A 13,253-nucleotide genomic window follows, 5' to 3' on the forward strand; every position below is an offset into this window, starting at 1 on the left:
TTCTCCTAAAGTGTCTCCTTTTTTTGTATAATGTGTCAATGCCGATGAGAGTTTTTCTTGCAAAGTTTTCAAAAGAAAAAGGGCTTGATATGATAGAGAAAAGGTTTTCGAAAAGAACTCTTAGGGAAAAGATAGGAGGAGAATGAAGGATGATTCATGTGTTATTCGTGTGTCTTGGCAATATTTGCAGGTCACCGATGGCAGAGGCCATATTTAGAAAAAAAGTAGAAGATGAGGGGCTTAGCAAGCACTTTGTGATTGATTCAGCAGGTATTGGCGGCTGGCATCAAGGCAGTCCTCCGCATGAAGGAACGCGAAAGCTGCTTGATGAAAAAGGCATCAGCTATGAAGGAATGTCCGCAAGACAAATCATGGATGAGGACATCACAACATATGACTATATCATTGCGATGGATGCTGAAAATGTAGGGGCACTTCGCAGTATAGCTGGCTATGGGAAACATCACTTTATTGGCCGTCTTCTTGATTTTGTAGAAGACGACGATCGAGATGATGTGCCAGATCCTTATTACACTGGAAACTTTGAGGAAATCCATGAATTAATTGAAACAGGAATTGACCGTTTTTTGACGTATGTAAAGAAAGAGAACCACCTTTAACTGAAAGGAGATCAGACGAGATGGAAGAAAAAAATCAAATCGTGCTCCGAGGAGCTCTCTTAGGTGCAGCTTGCGGCGCATTGCTGACTTTATTTCATCGGCCAACAAGAATTGCACTCAAAGAAAAATGGAATGACTGCCAGCAAAAGCTCGATGAGTACCGTGAGGAGCCAGGCAGAATATCGGCTTGCATGAAAGAAAAGATGGAAGAAACGAAGCAGCTGATGCGAACAGTCTCAGATGATTTGTCATTTTTAAATGAACAGGTCAATCAGTTAAAGGAAACAACCCCAAGGGTATTAGAAATTATTGAAGAAACAAAGGATCACTTTCAATCGAAACAGACAGATTGATCATTGGAGATGAGGCGTATGGGTTTTATTAAAGCGTTAATTGAACGCTTTTTGCTGCATGAAGGACCGGCAAAATCTGCTGAGCTTGCCTATTTCTTTTTGCTTTCATTATTTCCGTTTCTCATCTTCGTACTGACACTCGTTGGGTATTTGCCGCTGACGTCAAAGGATGTCCTAAGCGTCATTTCTGGCTATGCGCCAGAAGGAGCGCTTTCGATGATTGAATCCATCGCCGAACAGACGCTGAATAATCGTAATGGCGGGTTATTATCGTTCGGGATTATTGCCGCCCTTTGGTCAGCATCTAACGGCATTAATGCCGTCGTCAGAGCATTTAACCATGCTTACGAAGTTGAGGAAAATCGTTCCTTCATTCTCGTACGTTTAACATCGATCATTTTAACGATCGCGATGGTTTTGACCATTATTTTTGCCCTGATGCTACCTGTCTTTGGCAAAGAACTCGGTTTATTTGTCGCTAAATTAGTTGGGCAGTCAGACGCCTTTCTCACCGTATGGACTGCAATGAGATGGATCATTAGCCCGCTGATTTTATTGATTGTTTTTACATCCTTATACTATTTTGCTCCAAACATTAGGCTGAAATTAAAATTTGTTCTGCCAGGTGCCATTTTTGCATCGATTGGATGGATTTTGGTCAGCATGCTATTTTCATTTTACGTAGGCGAGTTTGCTAACTACAGTGCGATGTACGGAAGCATTGGGGGAATCATTATTTTAATGATCTGGTTTTATTTAACCGGCATCATGATTATCCTTGGCGGCGAGCTCAATGCGCTTTTACATAAGCGTAAAATCGTACCAGGCAAACTATAAAGAAATCCGGGCATCCTAAAGAAGAACGATCAAGTTCAAATTGAATGGATGGGGGAAACCACATATGTCCAAACAATCGAAAAAAGGCGGAAGCAATACGAAACAAAACAAAGGCCATCAGCCTAAGCACAAAACAAGCGGCAGTGCGAACGGGCAAAATGGATATCACTAAATGAAAAAAACTCCTCTGCATGGGTGCAGGGGAGTTTTTAATTCACAATCGTATATATCGTTTAAGGATAAAAGCGGCATCAGGCTTTGACTCATAGTGAGGATCTAGCTCGAATCCGGCATTCATTGCTACACGTTCACTTCGAACATGACCTACGGGACAAAAAATTTCAAATCCATCGACTTTTGAAAAAAAAAGTTTCTGTCATATATTTCACGATCGTTGTCACAATGCCCCGACCTTGCGCGTCTTGACGAATCCAATAACCGATATTGCCTATTTTCTGATTAAATGTCAGGCGGAACACCCCGATCATTTGGTCGTTCAGTTTAATGCCAGCTTCCAACCCTTTTTGTTCATTGTAGATGGTTTGAGTCGATTGAATAAACGTTTTGACATCCTCTATGCTTTTGCAGTGATGAACCCACGGTAGCCATTCCCCTAAATGAGCCTGATTCTCTTGAATAAGCTCCAATAATGTGTCCGCATCATCTAATTGTAGAGATGCCAAAGTCAATTCATTTGTGACGTCGTATGAAAACAAAGATCGACCCTCCATTTTAATGACTTTCCACCACTGCCGCCGTTCGCCCAAATCGAATGCAGAAAAACACGAATAATATCACGATGCTGACAAGGTAAAGTAAATTCATTCCTTCAAACGTTTGCACAAAGATTCCACCGAGAACAGGCCCGAGAATACTTCCCGCACTAAATGCCATTCCGCACATCAAATTTCCAGCAGGAAGCAGATGCTTTGGCAATAAGTCGGTCATATAACTGATGCCAAGTGAGAAGGTAGAGCCTACAGCCATTCCGGCAATAAAGAAACAAATCGCCACAGCCAAAACCGATTGAATGAAAATCCCTGCTAGTAGGAAAAAGAAAGACCCGACGAGAGTCACACATAAAATGATGCGGCGCCTGCCAAACCGGTCGCTGAGCATCCCGAGAGGTAGCTGAAAGACAATACTTCCAATGGCAAACGCAGGTAAAATAAACGCCACTGCATCTACGGTCACCCCGCTTCTGAGTGCATACACAGGGAAGTTGCTATTGAGTGTCGTTTCTAAAAAGCCATAGCAAAAAGGCATCATAAAGGCGACCCAACCAAATTGAAAAGCTTTCTTAAAGCGCTTCAAACTGTTTGTCTGCTCTGACGTCTGCACTTCGCCCGTATCTGGATATGTATTTTTCAAAACAAAAACAAGCAGCCAAATACATAAACTAACAGCACCGGAAACAATGAAAGGTAAAGATGGATTGATTTCGATGAGTGGTGTTAAAAAAGGTCCAGCGGCAAAACCAAGTCCAAAGGATAACCCATACAATGAAATATTTCGCCCGCGATTTCTCGATGACGACGCATAGGTCACCCACGTCTGTGTAGAGAAATGCAGCATATGATCGCCAATCCCGATCATGAGCCGCAGGAAAAACCAGACAACATAAGATTCAAAAAACACAAAGCTGAACAAGCTTAAAAAAACAGCGGCGCCTCCAATGACAATTAACGGCTTAAACCCAAACCGGCGAAGCGGCGCTTCCATAAAGGGAGATGCTAGCAGCACGCCGAGATATAAGCCTGTGGCATGCAGTCCGTTTAACGTAGGAGAAGTCCCGGCATGTTCAAAAATAATCGAAATGACAGGCAATAACGCTCCCTGCGAAAAACCAGATACAGATACAAGTAAAATTAAAATCATAAAATGAATTCTCGACATAAGATGCTCCTTACAAGTTCATGTTTTCATCGTACAATGGAACCATAGGGGTTTCAATAGAAAGGTGGGAAAGGAATGAAACTGATATACGAATCAGGCGGGTGGATCGCGGGAATAGATGAAAGGCAGCTGTATATATCAGCAAATGAAGAAACGGGGTACAGACCATCTCAATTATTCACCTCAGCTATTGCCGGCTGTTTTGGAGAAATGCTCATTCATGTATGCCGGAAAAAGCGAATATCCTGGGAAGGGCTGACGATTACACCTGAAACGACAAGAGCAGGAGCTGTAAACAAAATCTCCCGTATTCATTTACATATTTTATTTGAAGGCGTCCGTACATCTGATGAACAAATAGAGAAAAGCATTACACTGGCATTGAAGCATTGCGCGATGGTGCAGTCTGTGAAAGGTAGTATTGAAATCACCTTCTCACACGAGAAAATCTAAATGTATATGAAGCCGGCACTCACGAAAGAATAACAGTCAGACATATGTAAAGGAGAATGGCTGTATGAATCGTTTGTTTCTTGTGATTGTCGCAATTGGTGTGCCGCTATCGGTGATTGGCAGTTTTCTTCATTTTCCGCAGGTCATCATGTTTGCTGTGTATTGTATCGCCATTATTGGTCTTGCTAGTTTTATGGGAAGAGCCACAGAAAGTCTTGCCATCATAGCAGGTCCCAGAATTGGCGGGCTTTTAAACGCCACATTTGGAAATGCGGTGGAGTTAATTATTTCGTTTTTTGCTTTAAAGCAAGGACTGACAGCCATCGTCCTTGCGTCGTTAACTGGCTCAGTGATCGGAAACTTACTGCTTGTGGCGGGACTGTCTTTTTTCGTTGGCGGATTAAAATATAAGCGCCAAGTGTTCAATGTCCACGATGCAAGGCACAACTCGGGCTTGCTCATGTTTGCCATTATTGTGGCGTTTGTCATTCCAGAAGTGTTTTCGGTGGAAATGGCTGAGGAGAAGCAATTTGTTTTAAGCATTGGCATTAGCATTGTGATGATTTTGCTTTATGTTGCAGCGCTCTATTTCAAACTGGTGAGCCACCGAGGTGTCTATGTTGCCAAGCAGGAGAGCTTGGACGGAGAGGCGGAGACGGAAGAAGAAATACCTGAATGGTCTGGTAAGTTTGCCACTTTGATTTTGCTGCTTGCAACGATGGCCGTTGCGTACATTTCAGAGCGCCTCGTCCATACATTTGATACGGTGGGGGAACAATTTGGCTGGAGTGAGCTGTTTATCGGAGTCATTATTGTGGCCATCGTCGGCAATGCGGCAGAACATGCCTCTGCTGTCATCATGGCGTATAAAAACAAAATGGATGTCGCAGTGGAAATTGCTTTTGGTTCCACACTTCAGGTTGCGATGATGGTCGCACCAATCCTTGTCATCAGCTCGCTTTTTTTCAATACGCAGATGCCACTCATTTTCTCCTTACCAGAGCTCATTGCGATGGCATCCGCCGTGTTACTCACAGTCATTTTATCTAATGACGGAGATACCAATTGGTTTGAAGGCGCCACATTACTTGCTGCCTATTTCATTATGGCGATTGGATTTTTCCTTTTATAATCTTTTGTGGATAAGGGACGTCTTTGCGGAAAATACTATGGAAAAATGAATGAGAAAGAGTGATGATATGAAAAAGATGCCCCGCATCATGTTTGTTGTTCTCTTATCCTTAAGTTTTCTATACAGCTTTCCAGCGGAGGCGGCGAAGCCATTTAAGGTGCCATCGTCTGTCGCCAGTATTTCTAAGGAGAATACGTATCCGAATGCGTCACAGGATCAGCCATTGCTCCAACCGAGCGAGCTGACAGCCGAATTGTTTAAAACAACGAATGTGCCGATTGAGAATACCCATTTGATCAAAATGCTGAATGAATCCAGCATTTCAGGGACGCCATTAGCTGTTGGTTACCGCGCGACCATTTTCCTTGGAAGATGGGCACTGAGCTATGATTCAAACGAAACGGTTGCCAACTGGGAATACAAAAAAGTGAATACGAATCATATTGATAACAGAGGCGGCAACAAAACAGCCATTGGCAAATACGTTCAAAAGCAGCAAGTTAAAGTGAGCGGCGGGCTCACAGCAAAGGTGCCAAGCCCGGAAGATGTGAAAACATTGATGATGCAAAAAGCCATTCAAAAAACAAAGCTACCCCTCGCATTTGACACAGTCATTGGCGCAGGAACAAAACGAGATCAGTCGTACCATGTCTCTCCGAAAAAAGCAGCTTCACTTCATGCCTATGCCCCGGCCATTAACGAAAAAGGAAAGGTGACATACGGAGAAGTGTACCTTGTGCTTAAAGGAAATAAACGCAAACTCGTCGTGAAAAACGTGACTTCACAAGGAATCGGCGCTTGGATTCCTGTTCAGGATCACCTGACATTTGGGTTTCAAGGGATGAATTAAAACAGTCATCTCCTCTTATCAATAGGGGAGATGACTGTTTTTTTGCTATTCGGGTTTCTCTTTTTTTCTTTTTAGCTCATTCATGTAAAAGTCAAAGGCGTTATATAAATACCATACGATAAAAAGAAAGAAGATCACTTTAGTAAATATCGTTAAGTTGTTGAAATTAAAACATAGGCCAAGATAAGGGATGATCATAAATCCATAATAAGAAAACCACCATGTTTTAAAAATGAAACTCAGCTCCTTGGAAATTGTATACATTAACACCTTATCCATATATTACATTTTTTCAGGGAAATAAAAAAGCCTTAGTAGAAGTTGATGAACCTAACGACTACTTTGGCTTAAGTTTTTTATTCCCCTAAATCCACATTATGATAAACCTGCTGCACGTCTTCAAGCTCTTCTAATACATCGATCAGCTTTTCAAATTGTGCTTTCGATTCATCATCTAATGTCACTTCATTTTGAGGAAGCATTGTGATTTCAGCGACAGTGAATTCTTCTACGCCGGCTTGTTTGAATGCTTCTTGTACTTGATGGAATTGATCTGGTTCAGCGTACACAATCACTGTTTCATCTTCTTCCATGATGTCACGTACATCAACGTCTGCTTCCATTAAAAGCTCAAGCGTTTCTTCTTCACTTTTTCCTTCGACACCGATGACAGCTGTTTGGTCAAACATGTAGGCAACAGAGCCGCTTACGCCCATGTTTCCACCATTTTTTCCGAAAGCCGCACGAACATCTGACGCTGTGCGGTTCACGTTATTGGTGAGGGCATCAACGATCACCATTGATCCGTTTGGACCAAATCCTTCGTAGCGCAGCTCATCGAAATTCTCTTCCGCACCGCCTTTGGCTTTTTCAATGGCACGGTCCACGATGTGTTTTGGGACACTATATGTTTTTGCACGTTCTAGGACAAAACGAAGTGCTTGGTTTGATTCTGGGTTTGGCTCACCTTGTTTGGCAGCCACATAGATTTCACGCCCGAATTTTGCGTAAATACGACTTGTACTGGCATCCTTTGATGCTTTCTTTTCTTTAATGTTGTTCCACTTACGACCCATCTTATTCACTCTCTTTCACTTAGAAAATACACAGTATGAGGGTCCCCATGCTGCATGAAATCATTCTGCTTTCTATTATACATGAATTAGTCAAGAGGATAGAAGTTAGAGGGGCTGAATTAAAGCGAATTCTTAACGGATATGTCCAAGCTGTTCAAGCGTTTCATGTTTTTGGAGAGCCCGAGTCAGCTCGGCGCACCTAATAAATAAAGAAATAAGAGCCGATGATATAAAAAATAACCCCATCACAAATGAGGTTATTTTGCAGGCTGGGGATAAACGAGATCTTCAAGCAATTTGACATCATGCTGATGAAGTTGTTTGATCATTTCTTTTCGGACAGCGAGGGCAGCATCGAAATATTTTTCATCTTCGACCATTCCTTTCACTGTGATCTCAATCCCGCGGTTCAGCTTGTTCAGACCCATAATGCCATGGACTTGAAACGGTTCAATGGCATGCTGGAATTCATCTTTTTTAAGAAAATCATGATGCATTTGATTTAAATTGTCACAGGCCGTTTCTAGTGCTTGAAAGGCTGTATCTGGGTTTTGATTCGCACTAATTAATACAGACTCCGTAATCCGCATGTAGTGCATGTTATAGTTTTGAATTTGCCGGATGTCCCCGTTAGAAATGGTTAACAGCTTGCCGCTCCATTCTCTAATTTGCAGAGAGCGGAGACCAATTTCTTCAATCGTTCCATTAAAGAGGTTATTCACTGTCACATAATCCCCTTTATGAATCTGACGTTCATAGATCAGGAAGATGCCTGCTAAAATATCACGAATTAGCGTCTGGGCGCCAAAACCGATGACGATCCCTGCAACACCAGCACCTGCAAGAATTTTTCCGAAATCATGAAAGAAGAGAGAAATGACATAGAATACAAAGCAAATTGAAGCTGTGTACTTCGTCACAGATTTGACCAAGCTCTCGATCGTTTTCTTCTTCTTATCTTCAATAAACTCCGTTCGTTTAAAGAAAATCTGAAGGGCTTTGTTGATGATAAAGACGGCAAGCCAAAGAACAAGTCCAACAATTAGAATTTCAATGTATTTGTTCTTGACCACTGTCAGAAATGTATCGTCCATCTATCGGTTACCCCCTGGCTGTACGAGAAGTAAAATCAACATCTTGATAATAGCTGTTTTTCACAAGAACATTCGGACCGAGGCATTGTACGCTTGGACAATGACAATTCAGCTCTTTTGCTAATTTTGTGTCCATCCAGCGAGTATAAGCTGATTGCAATGTATCGGTCGCAATATTTCCAAGCGGCGGTGTATCACCAAAGTCCGTCACAATAATATTCCCATCAAAAATATTCACATTCAACCGTGAGCGTCCGTCAGGGTCATTTCGTACCGTGACATGCTTCTCCTGGCGTAATCGTTTGAGGAGGCGCTGGTCTTCTTCATCTGTACTGCAAGAATAAAATGGCAGGGTGCCAAACAGCATCCATGTGTCTTGATCACGAATATCAAGCAGCTGATGAATCGCATCACGCATTTGCGGAAGCGTCAATGATTCAAGGGCGCTGGCAAAATCACTTGGGTACATCGGGTGAACTTCGTGGCGCTGGCATTTCATTTCCTCCACAATTTGCCGGTGGATGTGTTCAATATATGGAAGTGTGCGTTTATTAAGCATGGTTTCAGCAGATACGGTAACACCTGCTTTGACAAGTGCCCGGCTATTTTCAATCATGCGGTTAAATAATTTCTCGCGCTGCTCAAAGGTTGGTTTTCTGTCCATCATCGCAAAACCGACCGTTGCAAACTCTTCGATAGTTCCCCAGTTATGTGAGATGTGAAGAACATCTAAGTATGGAATAATTTCTTCATATCGCGCCAAATCAAGTGTTAAGTTTGAATTGATCTGTGTACGGACGCCGCGTTCATGGGCATACTTTAATAAAGGGACGACATATTCCCGCACAGATTTGAGAGAAAGCATCGGCTCTCCGCCTGTAATACTGATGGACCGCAGAAGCGGAACTTCATCTAAACGGCGAAGCAGTAAATCAAGCGGCAGTGCATTCGGGTCTTTTGGCTGCAAAGTATAGCCGACCGCGCAGTGCTCACATCTCATGTTACACAACGTCGTAGTTGTAAATTCAATATTTGTCAGCTTCATCTCTCCGTAATCCTGCACATCAAGATAGGCTTCCCAAGGGTCATATGCAGGTGTAATCGGACGAAGTGCTGTTTTTTGGTTCATGGTATCTATCTCCTTTTCATTCGGGCAAACGTGGACCCGCCAACAGTTAATTTTAAGCCCCATCACCGTTATACGCAAGTGGGGTTTCATTGATTTACAAGGGAAAAAAAGATAAGCTAGAAACAAATGCTAAAGGGAGTGTATCTATGGGCAAGGCAGCAGACAGCAAAGAGCAGCAGGTTGATTATTTAAAGAACCGATTAGATATGTTTATGAATGTGATTGATTCATTAGATCCAGAATCAACAGATGTTGAGGATATAGACAGACTGATCCAGATGATTGACGACCTAGAAGCAAAATATGAACGCTTTAAAACCGATTGGAAGGAAGAATAGCTCGCACAGTGCGGGCTTTTTTCTTTAAATTGGCAGGTGAATCAGTGTATGAGTCTCGGTCTTATTCTGCACAATAGAAGAAAAACCGGGAAGTGACGTAAATGAAAAAATACATGCTCATCTGTTTATGTGCGCTTTTTGTATCCATGCCTCTCTCAGAAGCGGAAGCCGTGTCTAATCAGCCCGTCCATTGGGGATTTGCGAAAAGCAAAGAACACAAGCCAGCGGATGCGGGTAAAGAACTGAACGCCCTTTTAAAAAAGTATGATGCCTTCTATTTAGGAAGCACGAAAAAGAAAGAGATTTATTTTACCTTCGACAATGGCTATGAAAATGGGTACACGCCCAAGATCTTAGATGTGCTGAAAAAACATCAAGTGCCAGCCACCTTTTTTGTGACAGGTCACTTTGTCAAGGATCAGCCTGAGCTCGTTAAACGTATGGCGGAGGAAGGTCATATCATCGGCAACCATTCCTATCACCATCCAGATTTAACAACAAAGAGTACGAAAGAAATCAAAGAAGAGCTGGGGCGCGTCAATGAAGCCGTGTACAAAATCACTGGAAAACAAGACAACCTCTATCTTCGTCCGCCGCGCGGTGTATTCAGTGAAAGAGTGCTGAAGGAAACAAAAGAGCTCGGTTACCAAACCGTTTTCTGGTCAGTGGCGTTTGTGGACTGGCATATTCATCATCAAAAAGGAAAACAGTATGCTTACGATCAAATGATGAAGCAGGCGCACCCAGGTGCCATTTACTTACTTCATACCGTCTCAAGAGACAATGCCGAGGCATTGGATGATGCCATCACGTCACTGAAAAAACAAGGTTATTCCTTTAAAAGCCTAGACGATCTCATGCTTGAAAAAGTATGGCATCTGCCTCAGCTATAGAAAAAAAGCTTGCAGAAGACCTGCGAGCTTTTTCTTTATCCTTCTCTTATTTTACGCTGAAACAAAATCGGATGATGACGCGTGAAAGAGTCAATCAAGCCCTCACCGAAAATCGTGATACTTTGCTCCCAAGGATGTCCTAGCAAGCCCCAATGCATCTCTTTTGATAAAAAGAAATAATAATTCCCGTTCGGAAGCGCAGGCACTGTCCAATCTCCGAATTCATCTTTTTCAAATGAGCCGTATGGTGTGATCCAGTAGCATTCGTGCTGCCAATCAAGTGCCAGCATATATTCGTCTGTTCTGACAAGCTCCTGAAAAACAAGTCATGCTTTCTCTTCAAGGTCTTCATCTGCATGGAGAAGGGAAGAGTCCTCAAAATAAGCAGAAATATCATATGTAATGAAAGGAGAAGGTACGCGAAATGAGGGAAAACGAGAGAGGCTCGGATTAAATTTGAAATCTCGATAGAGCGTCTCCCATACGAGCTTTAGTTCTTGATGAGACAAAGGAATCCAGTTTTTCATCTAACCGCCTCCTCAGTCATTCACTCTACACATTATTTGAATATGCGGAACCATCCTTTATGCTTAAACCACAAAAGCATACCCGAGACGAGCAGACCCATGAAAATCAGTACGCCAAAATAGCCATACTTCCAGTGTAATTCAGGCATGTTATCAAAGTTCATTCCGTACACTCCAACAATAAAGGTCAATGGAATAAAGATGGTCGATACAATGGTCAGCGTCATCATGATTGCATTCATTCGGTTAGAATTCAGCGTCTGATAGCTGTCTCGTAAATCGGCTGTCATATCACGGTTTGATTCGACAATCTCTGTTAATTTCAGAAGGTGGTCATAGATATCATTGAAATAGGCTTGTCTATTTTTATCGTTTTTCATCATATTAATATTCACGATACGATATAAGAGGTCTCTCATCGGAATAATTGTCCTTCTTAGCTTTAACAAGTCTGACCGAATTCCGAATACTTCGTTCATTAAAGTACCGTACGTTTTATGACCTTCTTCATCTTCGATCTCATTTAACCTGTCTTCAATTTGATAAATAATCGGGAAATAATCATCAACCAGATCATCAATCAGCATGTAGGCAAGATGCTCAGGTCCGCTATTTCGCGCGTGTTCAGATTCTTTTAGCTTTCGCATCACACGATCAATGTATGGTGCTTCCTTTAAATGAAAGGTGACAATAAAACTTTCCCCAACAAACAGGTCCACTTCCTCTGAACGAAGTGTTTTTTGATTGAGAGCATGAAGAACGAAAAATAAATACTCTTCATAAAAATCAAGCTTAGGCCGCTGTAAATAATGGAAGCAATCTTCAATTGAAAGCGGATGAAACTGAAAGAATTCCTTCAGCAGCGCTGCTTCCTTTTCCGTTGGCGCATGAAAGTCAATCCAATACCAGGCGATATCGGGGCTTGAAAGCTGGTGCAATGTTGCATGTTCAATCAAGTCTCCGTTCTTTGTCACTGCAAGTTTTTTCAGCATATACACCCCTCCAGACTTGCATTATATCATGAAGCAACGCCAGTGAACTTATACATTCTCTCCATAAAAAAGCCGATCTCATCACTGAGATCGGTCCATTGTGCGTGTATGATTGATGGATAAAACCGAGAATTAAGGACGATGGAACGTAACAAATTTATCTTGACGGTCAAACCAGCCTCTGAATGCCCAGTTATCCCAGCCGCCATCGCCGTTGTTTTTAAAGGTACCACTTTCAAATACCCAAATACCGTAAACAACGTTACCAAGATTAGCAGTTGCAAAAGTTTTCACGCCGTTAAAGCGGTCTTCATAATTTTGGCTTAGGTTAAAGACCATGACATTATATCTGCCACCAGCAGCATAGAATGTGCTTTCCATCACGCCTTTAACGAACCCAGGACGGTTTGCATTTGCGTTTACTGCGTTAACAATCGCATTGGCAATCCCAAGAACATCGAAGTTGACGTTAACATTAGGACTAGCTGTCGTTCCAGCTTTTCCTTCAGCAGCTTTGTTTAATACAGTTTGCTGTAGTGTAGTAGAGACGGGTGCTGACGTTTTTTTCTCAGCAGCGTCAGCAAATACTGGCAGAGTCGAAGAAACAGCAGTGGCAAGGGCAATAGAAAGAATGGTTTTTTTCATTGGTCGGATCTCCTTTGTTTTAAAATGTTTGGGTCTTCCTTTTCGTAAAAAGTGAAACTAGGTGAAGCCGGTTATCAATGAGGTAAAATATGTTCCTGCAAGATAAAACAAATGATTGCCTAATCAGCTAATTCCTTTGTCACCTCCTTGATATGTCATAATTATACAAATTTTTTCGGGATAGAAGATATCACCCAGAGGTTCTATTTCTAATTTAAGGAAAATGATCCTAAAATATTGGAGGATCATGTCGAATATTAGCTGAATTCGACCAAAAACTTTCATCAGACCAAAAGGAGAATGACCACAAATAAGGAAGATATAACTGATAAATTCTTGTACTCTTTATATTCAAAAGTATTTAATATAGAGAATCATTCAAGCAAAATGAAACAATTGCATCTGCGCGTATTTGCAG

Annotated in this window: 15 protein-coding genes and 1 pseudogene; 8 read left to right on the plus strand and 8 right to left on the minus strand. The window is 42.0% G+C overall.

All coding sequences use genetic code 11. The annotated features are described in order from the left end of the window. The first annotated feature begins 149 nt into the window (after positions 1-149). From MHB83_RS08830 to MHB83_RS08840, 3 genes are read left to right on the plus strand one after another with little or no spacing between them, the layout of a single operon-like run. Positions 150-620 (plus strand): low molecular weight protein-tyrosine-phosphatase, encoded by a 471-nt coding sequence (locus MHB83_RS08830; RefSeq protein ID WP_309217492.1) that lies wholly within the window; start codon positions 150-152, stop codon positions 618-620. A gap of 20 nt (positions 621-640) precedes the next feature. Beyond that, entirely contained in the window at positions 641-973 is a 333-nt protein-coding gene (locus tag MHB83_RS08835; RefSeq protein ID WP_003218013.1) for a YtxH domain-containing protein, read from the plus strand. A gap of 18 nt (positions 974-991) precedes the next feature. Continuing rightward, positions 992-1,810, plus strand: coding sequence for a YhjD/YihY/BrkB family envelope integrity protein (locus MHB83_RS08840; protein ID WP_044139737.1), 819 nt, complete (start codon positions 992-994; stop codon positions 1,808-1,810). A 341-nt stretch (positions 1,811-2,151) separates the two neighbouring features. On the opposite strand, the gene MHB83_RS08845 is transcribed toward MHB83_RS08840, so the two are convergent. Beyond that, the gene (locus MHB83_RS08845) at positions 2,152-2,526 is read right to left on the minus strand and encodes a GNAT family N-acetyltransferase (RefSeq protein ID WP_342496825.1); all 375 of its coding nucleotides are present in this window, start codon (positions 2,524-2,526) and stop codon (positions 2,152-2,154) included. 16 nt (positions 2,527-2,542) lie between these two features. Continuing rightward, a complete protein-coding gene (locus MHB83_RS08850; protein ID WP_342496826.1) occupies positions 2,543-3,706 on the minus strand; it encodes an MFS transporter in 1,164 nt (387 codons plus the stop codon). A 75-nt stretch (positions 3,707-3,781) separates the two neighbouring features. Here MHB83_RS08850 and MHB83_RS08855 point away from each other — a divergent pair, with 75 nt between their 5' ends. From MHB83_RS08855 to MHB83_RS08865, 3 genes are all read left to right on the plus strand, one after another. After that, complete coding sequence (locus MHB83_RS08855; RefSeq protein WP_309217495.1) at positions 3,782-4,159, plus strand: OsmC family protein; 378 nt, start codon at positions 3,782-3,784, stop codon at positions 4,157-4,159. A 64-nt stretch (positions 4,160-4,223) separates the two neighbouring features. Continuing rightward, positions 4,224-5,291, plus strand: a complete 1,068-nt coding sequence (cax, locus tag MHB83_RS08860) for a calcium/proton exchanger (RefSeq protein ID WP_106030316.1) — start codon at positions 4,224-4,226, stop codon at positions 5,289-5,291. Positions 5,292-5,379: 88 nt separating this feature from the next. Further along, positions 5,380-6,141 (plus strand): YfkD famly protein, encoded by a 762-nt coding sequence (locus MHB83_RS08865; RefSeq protein WP_223251243.1) that lies wholly within the window; start codon positions 5,380-5,382, stop codon positions 6,139-6,141. 356 nt (positions 6,142-6,497) lie between these two features. Here MHB83_RS08865 and MHB83_RS08870 read toward each other — a convergent pair whose 3' ends face one another. The 3 genes from MHB83_RS08870 to yfkAB form a co-directional block, all read right to left on the minus strand. After that, entirely contained in the window at positions 6,498-7,217 is a 720-nt protein-coding gene (locus MHB83_RS08870; RefSeq protein ID WP_003218036.1) for a YebC/PmpR family DNA-binding transcriptional regulator, read from the minus strand. A gap of 257 nt (positions 7,218-7,474) precedes the next feature. After that, positions 7,475-8,311, minus strand: a complete 837-nt coding sequence (locus MHB83_RS08875) for a mechanosensitive ion channel domain-containing protein (protein WP_003218032.1) — start codon at positions 8,309-8,311, stop codon at positions 7,475-7,477. 7 nt (positions 8,312-8,318) lie between these two features. Continuing rightward, on the minus strand, positions 8,319-9,440 hold the full coding sequence (gene yfkAB, locus MHB83_RS08880) for a radical SAM/CxCxxxxC motif protein YfkAB (protein ID WP_106030318.1): 1,122 nt from the start codon (positions 9,438-9,440) through the stop codon (positions 8,319-8,321). Between the two features lie 146 nt (positions 9,441-9,586). Between yfkAB and MHB83_RS08885 the strand changes: the two genes are divergently transcribed. Then, positions 9,587-9,778, plus strand: a complete 192-nt coding sequence (locus tag MHB83_RS08885) for an SE1561 family protein (RefSeq protein WP_003218031.1) — start codon at positions 9,587-9,589, stop codon at positions 9,776-9,778. A 101-nt stretch (positions 9,779-9,879) separates the two neighbouring features. Next, positions 9,880-10,671, plus strand: coding sequence for a delta-lactam-biosynthetic de-N-acetylase (gene pdaA, locus MHB83_RS08890; RefSeq protein ID WP_003218060.1), 792 nt, complete (start codon positions 9,880-9,882; stop codon positions 10,669-10,671). Between the two features lie 35 nt (positions 10,672-10,706). Here the strand turns inward: pdaA and MHB83_RS08895 are convergent. The 3 genes and pseudogenes from MHB83_RS08895 to MHB83_RS08905 form a co-directional block, all read right to left on the minus strand. After that, positions 10,707-11,198: pseudogene (locus MHB83_RS08895) on the minus strand (DUF2716 domain-containing protein). A gap of 32 nt (positions 11,199-11,230) precedes the next feature. After that, the gene (gene corA, locus MHB83_RS08900) at positions 11,231-12,190 is read right to left on the minus strand and encodes a magnesium/cobalt transporter CorA (protein ID WP_284907667.1); all 960 of its coding nucleotides are present in this window, start codon (positions 12,188-12,190) and stop codon (positions 11,231-11,233) included. A gap of 132 nt (positions 12,191-12,322) precedes the next feature. After that, complete coding sequence (locus MHB83_RS08905) at positions 12,323-12,835, minus strand: hypothetical protein (protein ID WP_050944781.1); 513 nt, start codon at positions 12,833-12,835, stop codon at positions 12,323-12,325. Positions 12,836-13,253: the final 418 nt, after the last annotated feature.

The sequence above is a fragment of the Bacillus sp. FSL K6-3149 genome (genome assembly GCF_038630515.1).
Lineage (GTDB): Bacteria > Bacillota > Bacilli > Bacillales > Bacillaceae > Bacillus > Bacillus pumilus.

Excerpts from the sequence above, each read along its gene's own strand:
- MHB83_RS08830 (WP_309217492.1), top strand. The coding sequence starts at position 150 with ATGATTCATGTGTTATTCGTGTGTCTTGGCAATATTTGCAGGTCACCG.
- MHB83_RS08835 (WP_003218013.1), top strand. The coding sequence starts at position 641 with ATGGAAGAAAAAAATCAAATCGTGCTCCGAGGAGCTCTCTTAGGTGCA.
- MHB83_RS08840 (WP_044139737.1), top strand. The coding sequence starts at position 992 with ATGGGTTTTATTAAAGCGTTAATTGAACGCTTTTTGCTGCATGAAGGA.
- MHB83_RS08850 (WP_342496826.1), bottom strand. The coding sequence starts at position 3,706 with ATGTCGAGAATTCATTTTATGATTTTAATTTTACTTGTATCTGTATCT.
- MHB83_RS08855 (WP_309217495.1), top strand. The coding sequence starts at position 3,782 with ATGAAACTGATATACGAATCAGGCGGGTGGATCGCGGGAATAGATGAA.
- cax (WP_106030316.1), top strand. The coding sequence starts at position 4,224 with ATGAATCGTTTGTTTCTTGTGATTGTCGCAATTGGTGTGCCGCTATCG.
- MHB83_RS08865 (WP_223251243.1), top strand. The coding sequence starts at position 5,380 with ATGTTTGTTGTTCTCTTATCCTTAAGTTTTCTATACAGCTTTCCAGCG.
- MHB83_RS08870 (WP_003218036.1), bottom strand. The coding sequence starts at position 7,217 with ATGGGTCGTAAGTGGAACAACATTAAAGAAAAGAAAGCATCAAAGGAT.
- MHB83_RS08875 (WP_003218032.1), bottom strand. The coding sequence starts at position 8,311 with ATGGACGATACATTTCTGACAGTGGTCAAGAACAAATACATTGAAATT.
- yfkAB (WP_106030318.1), bottom strand. The coding sequence starts at position 9,440 with ATGAACCAAAAAACAGCACTTCGTCCGATTACACCTGCATATGACCCT.
- MHB83_RS08885 (WP_003218031.1), top strand. The coding sequence starts at position 9,587 with ATGGGCAAGGCAGCAGACAGCAAAGAGCAGCAGGTTGATTATTTAAAG.
- pdaA (WP_003218060.1), top strand. The coding sequence starts at position 9,880 with ATGAAAAAATACATGCTCATCTGTTTATGTGCGCTTTTTGTATCCATG.
- corA (WP_284907667.1), bottom strand. The coding sequence starts at position 12,190 with ATGCTGAAAAAACTTGCAGTGACAAAGAACGGAGACTTGATTGAACAT.
- MHB83_RS08905 (WP_050944781.1), bottom strand. The coding sequence starts at position 12,835 with ATGAAAAAAACCATTCTTTCTATTGCCCTTGCCACTGCTGTTTCTTCG.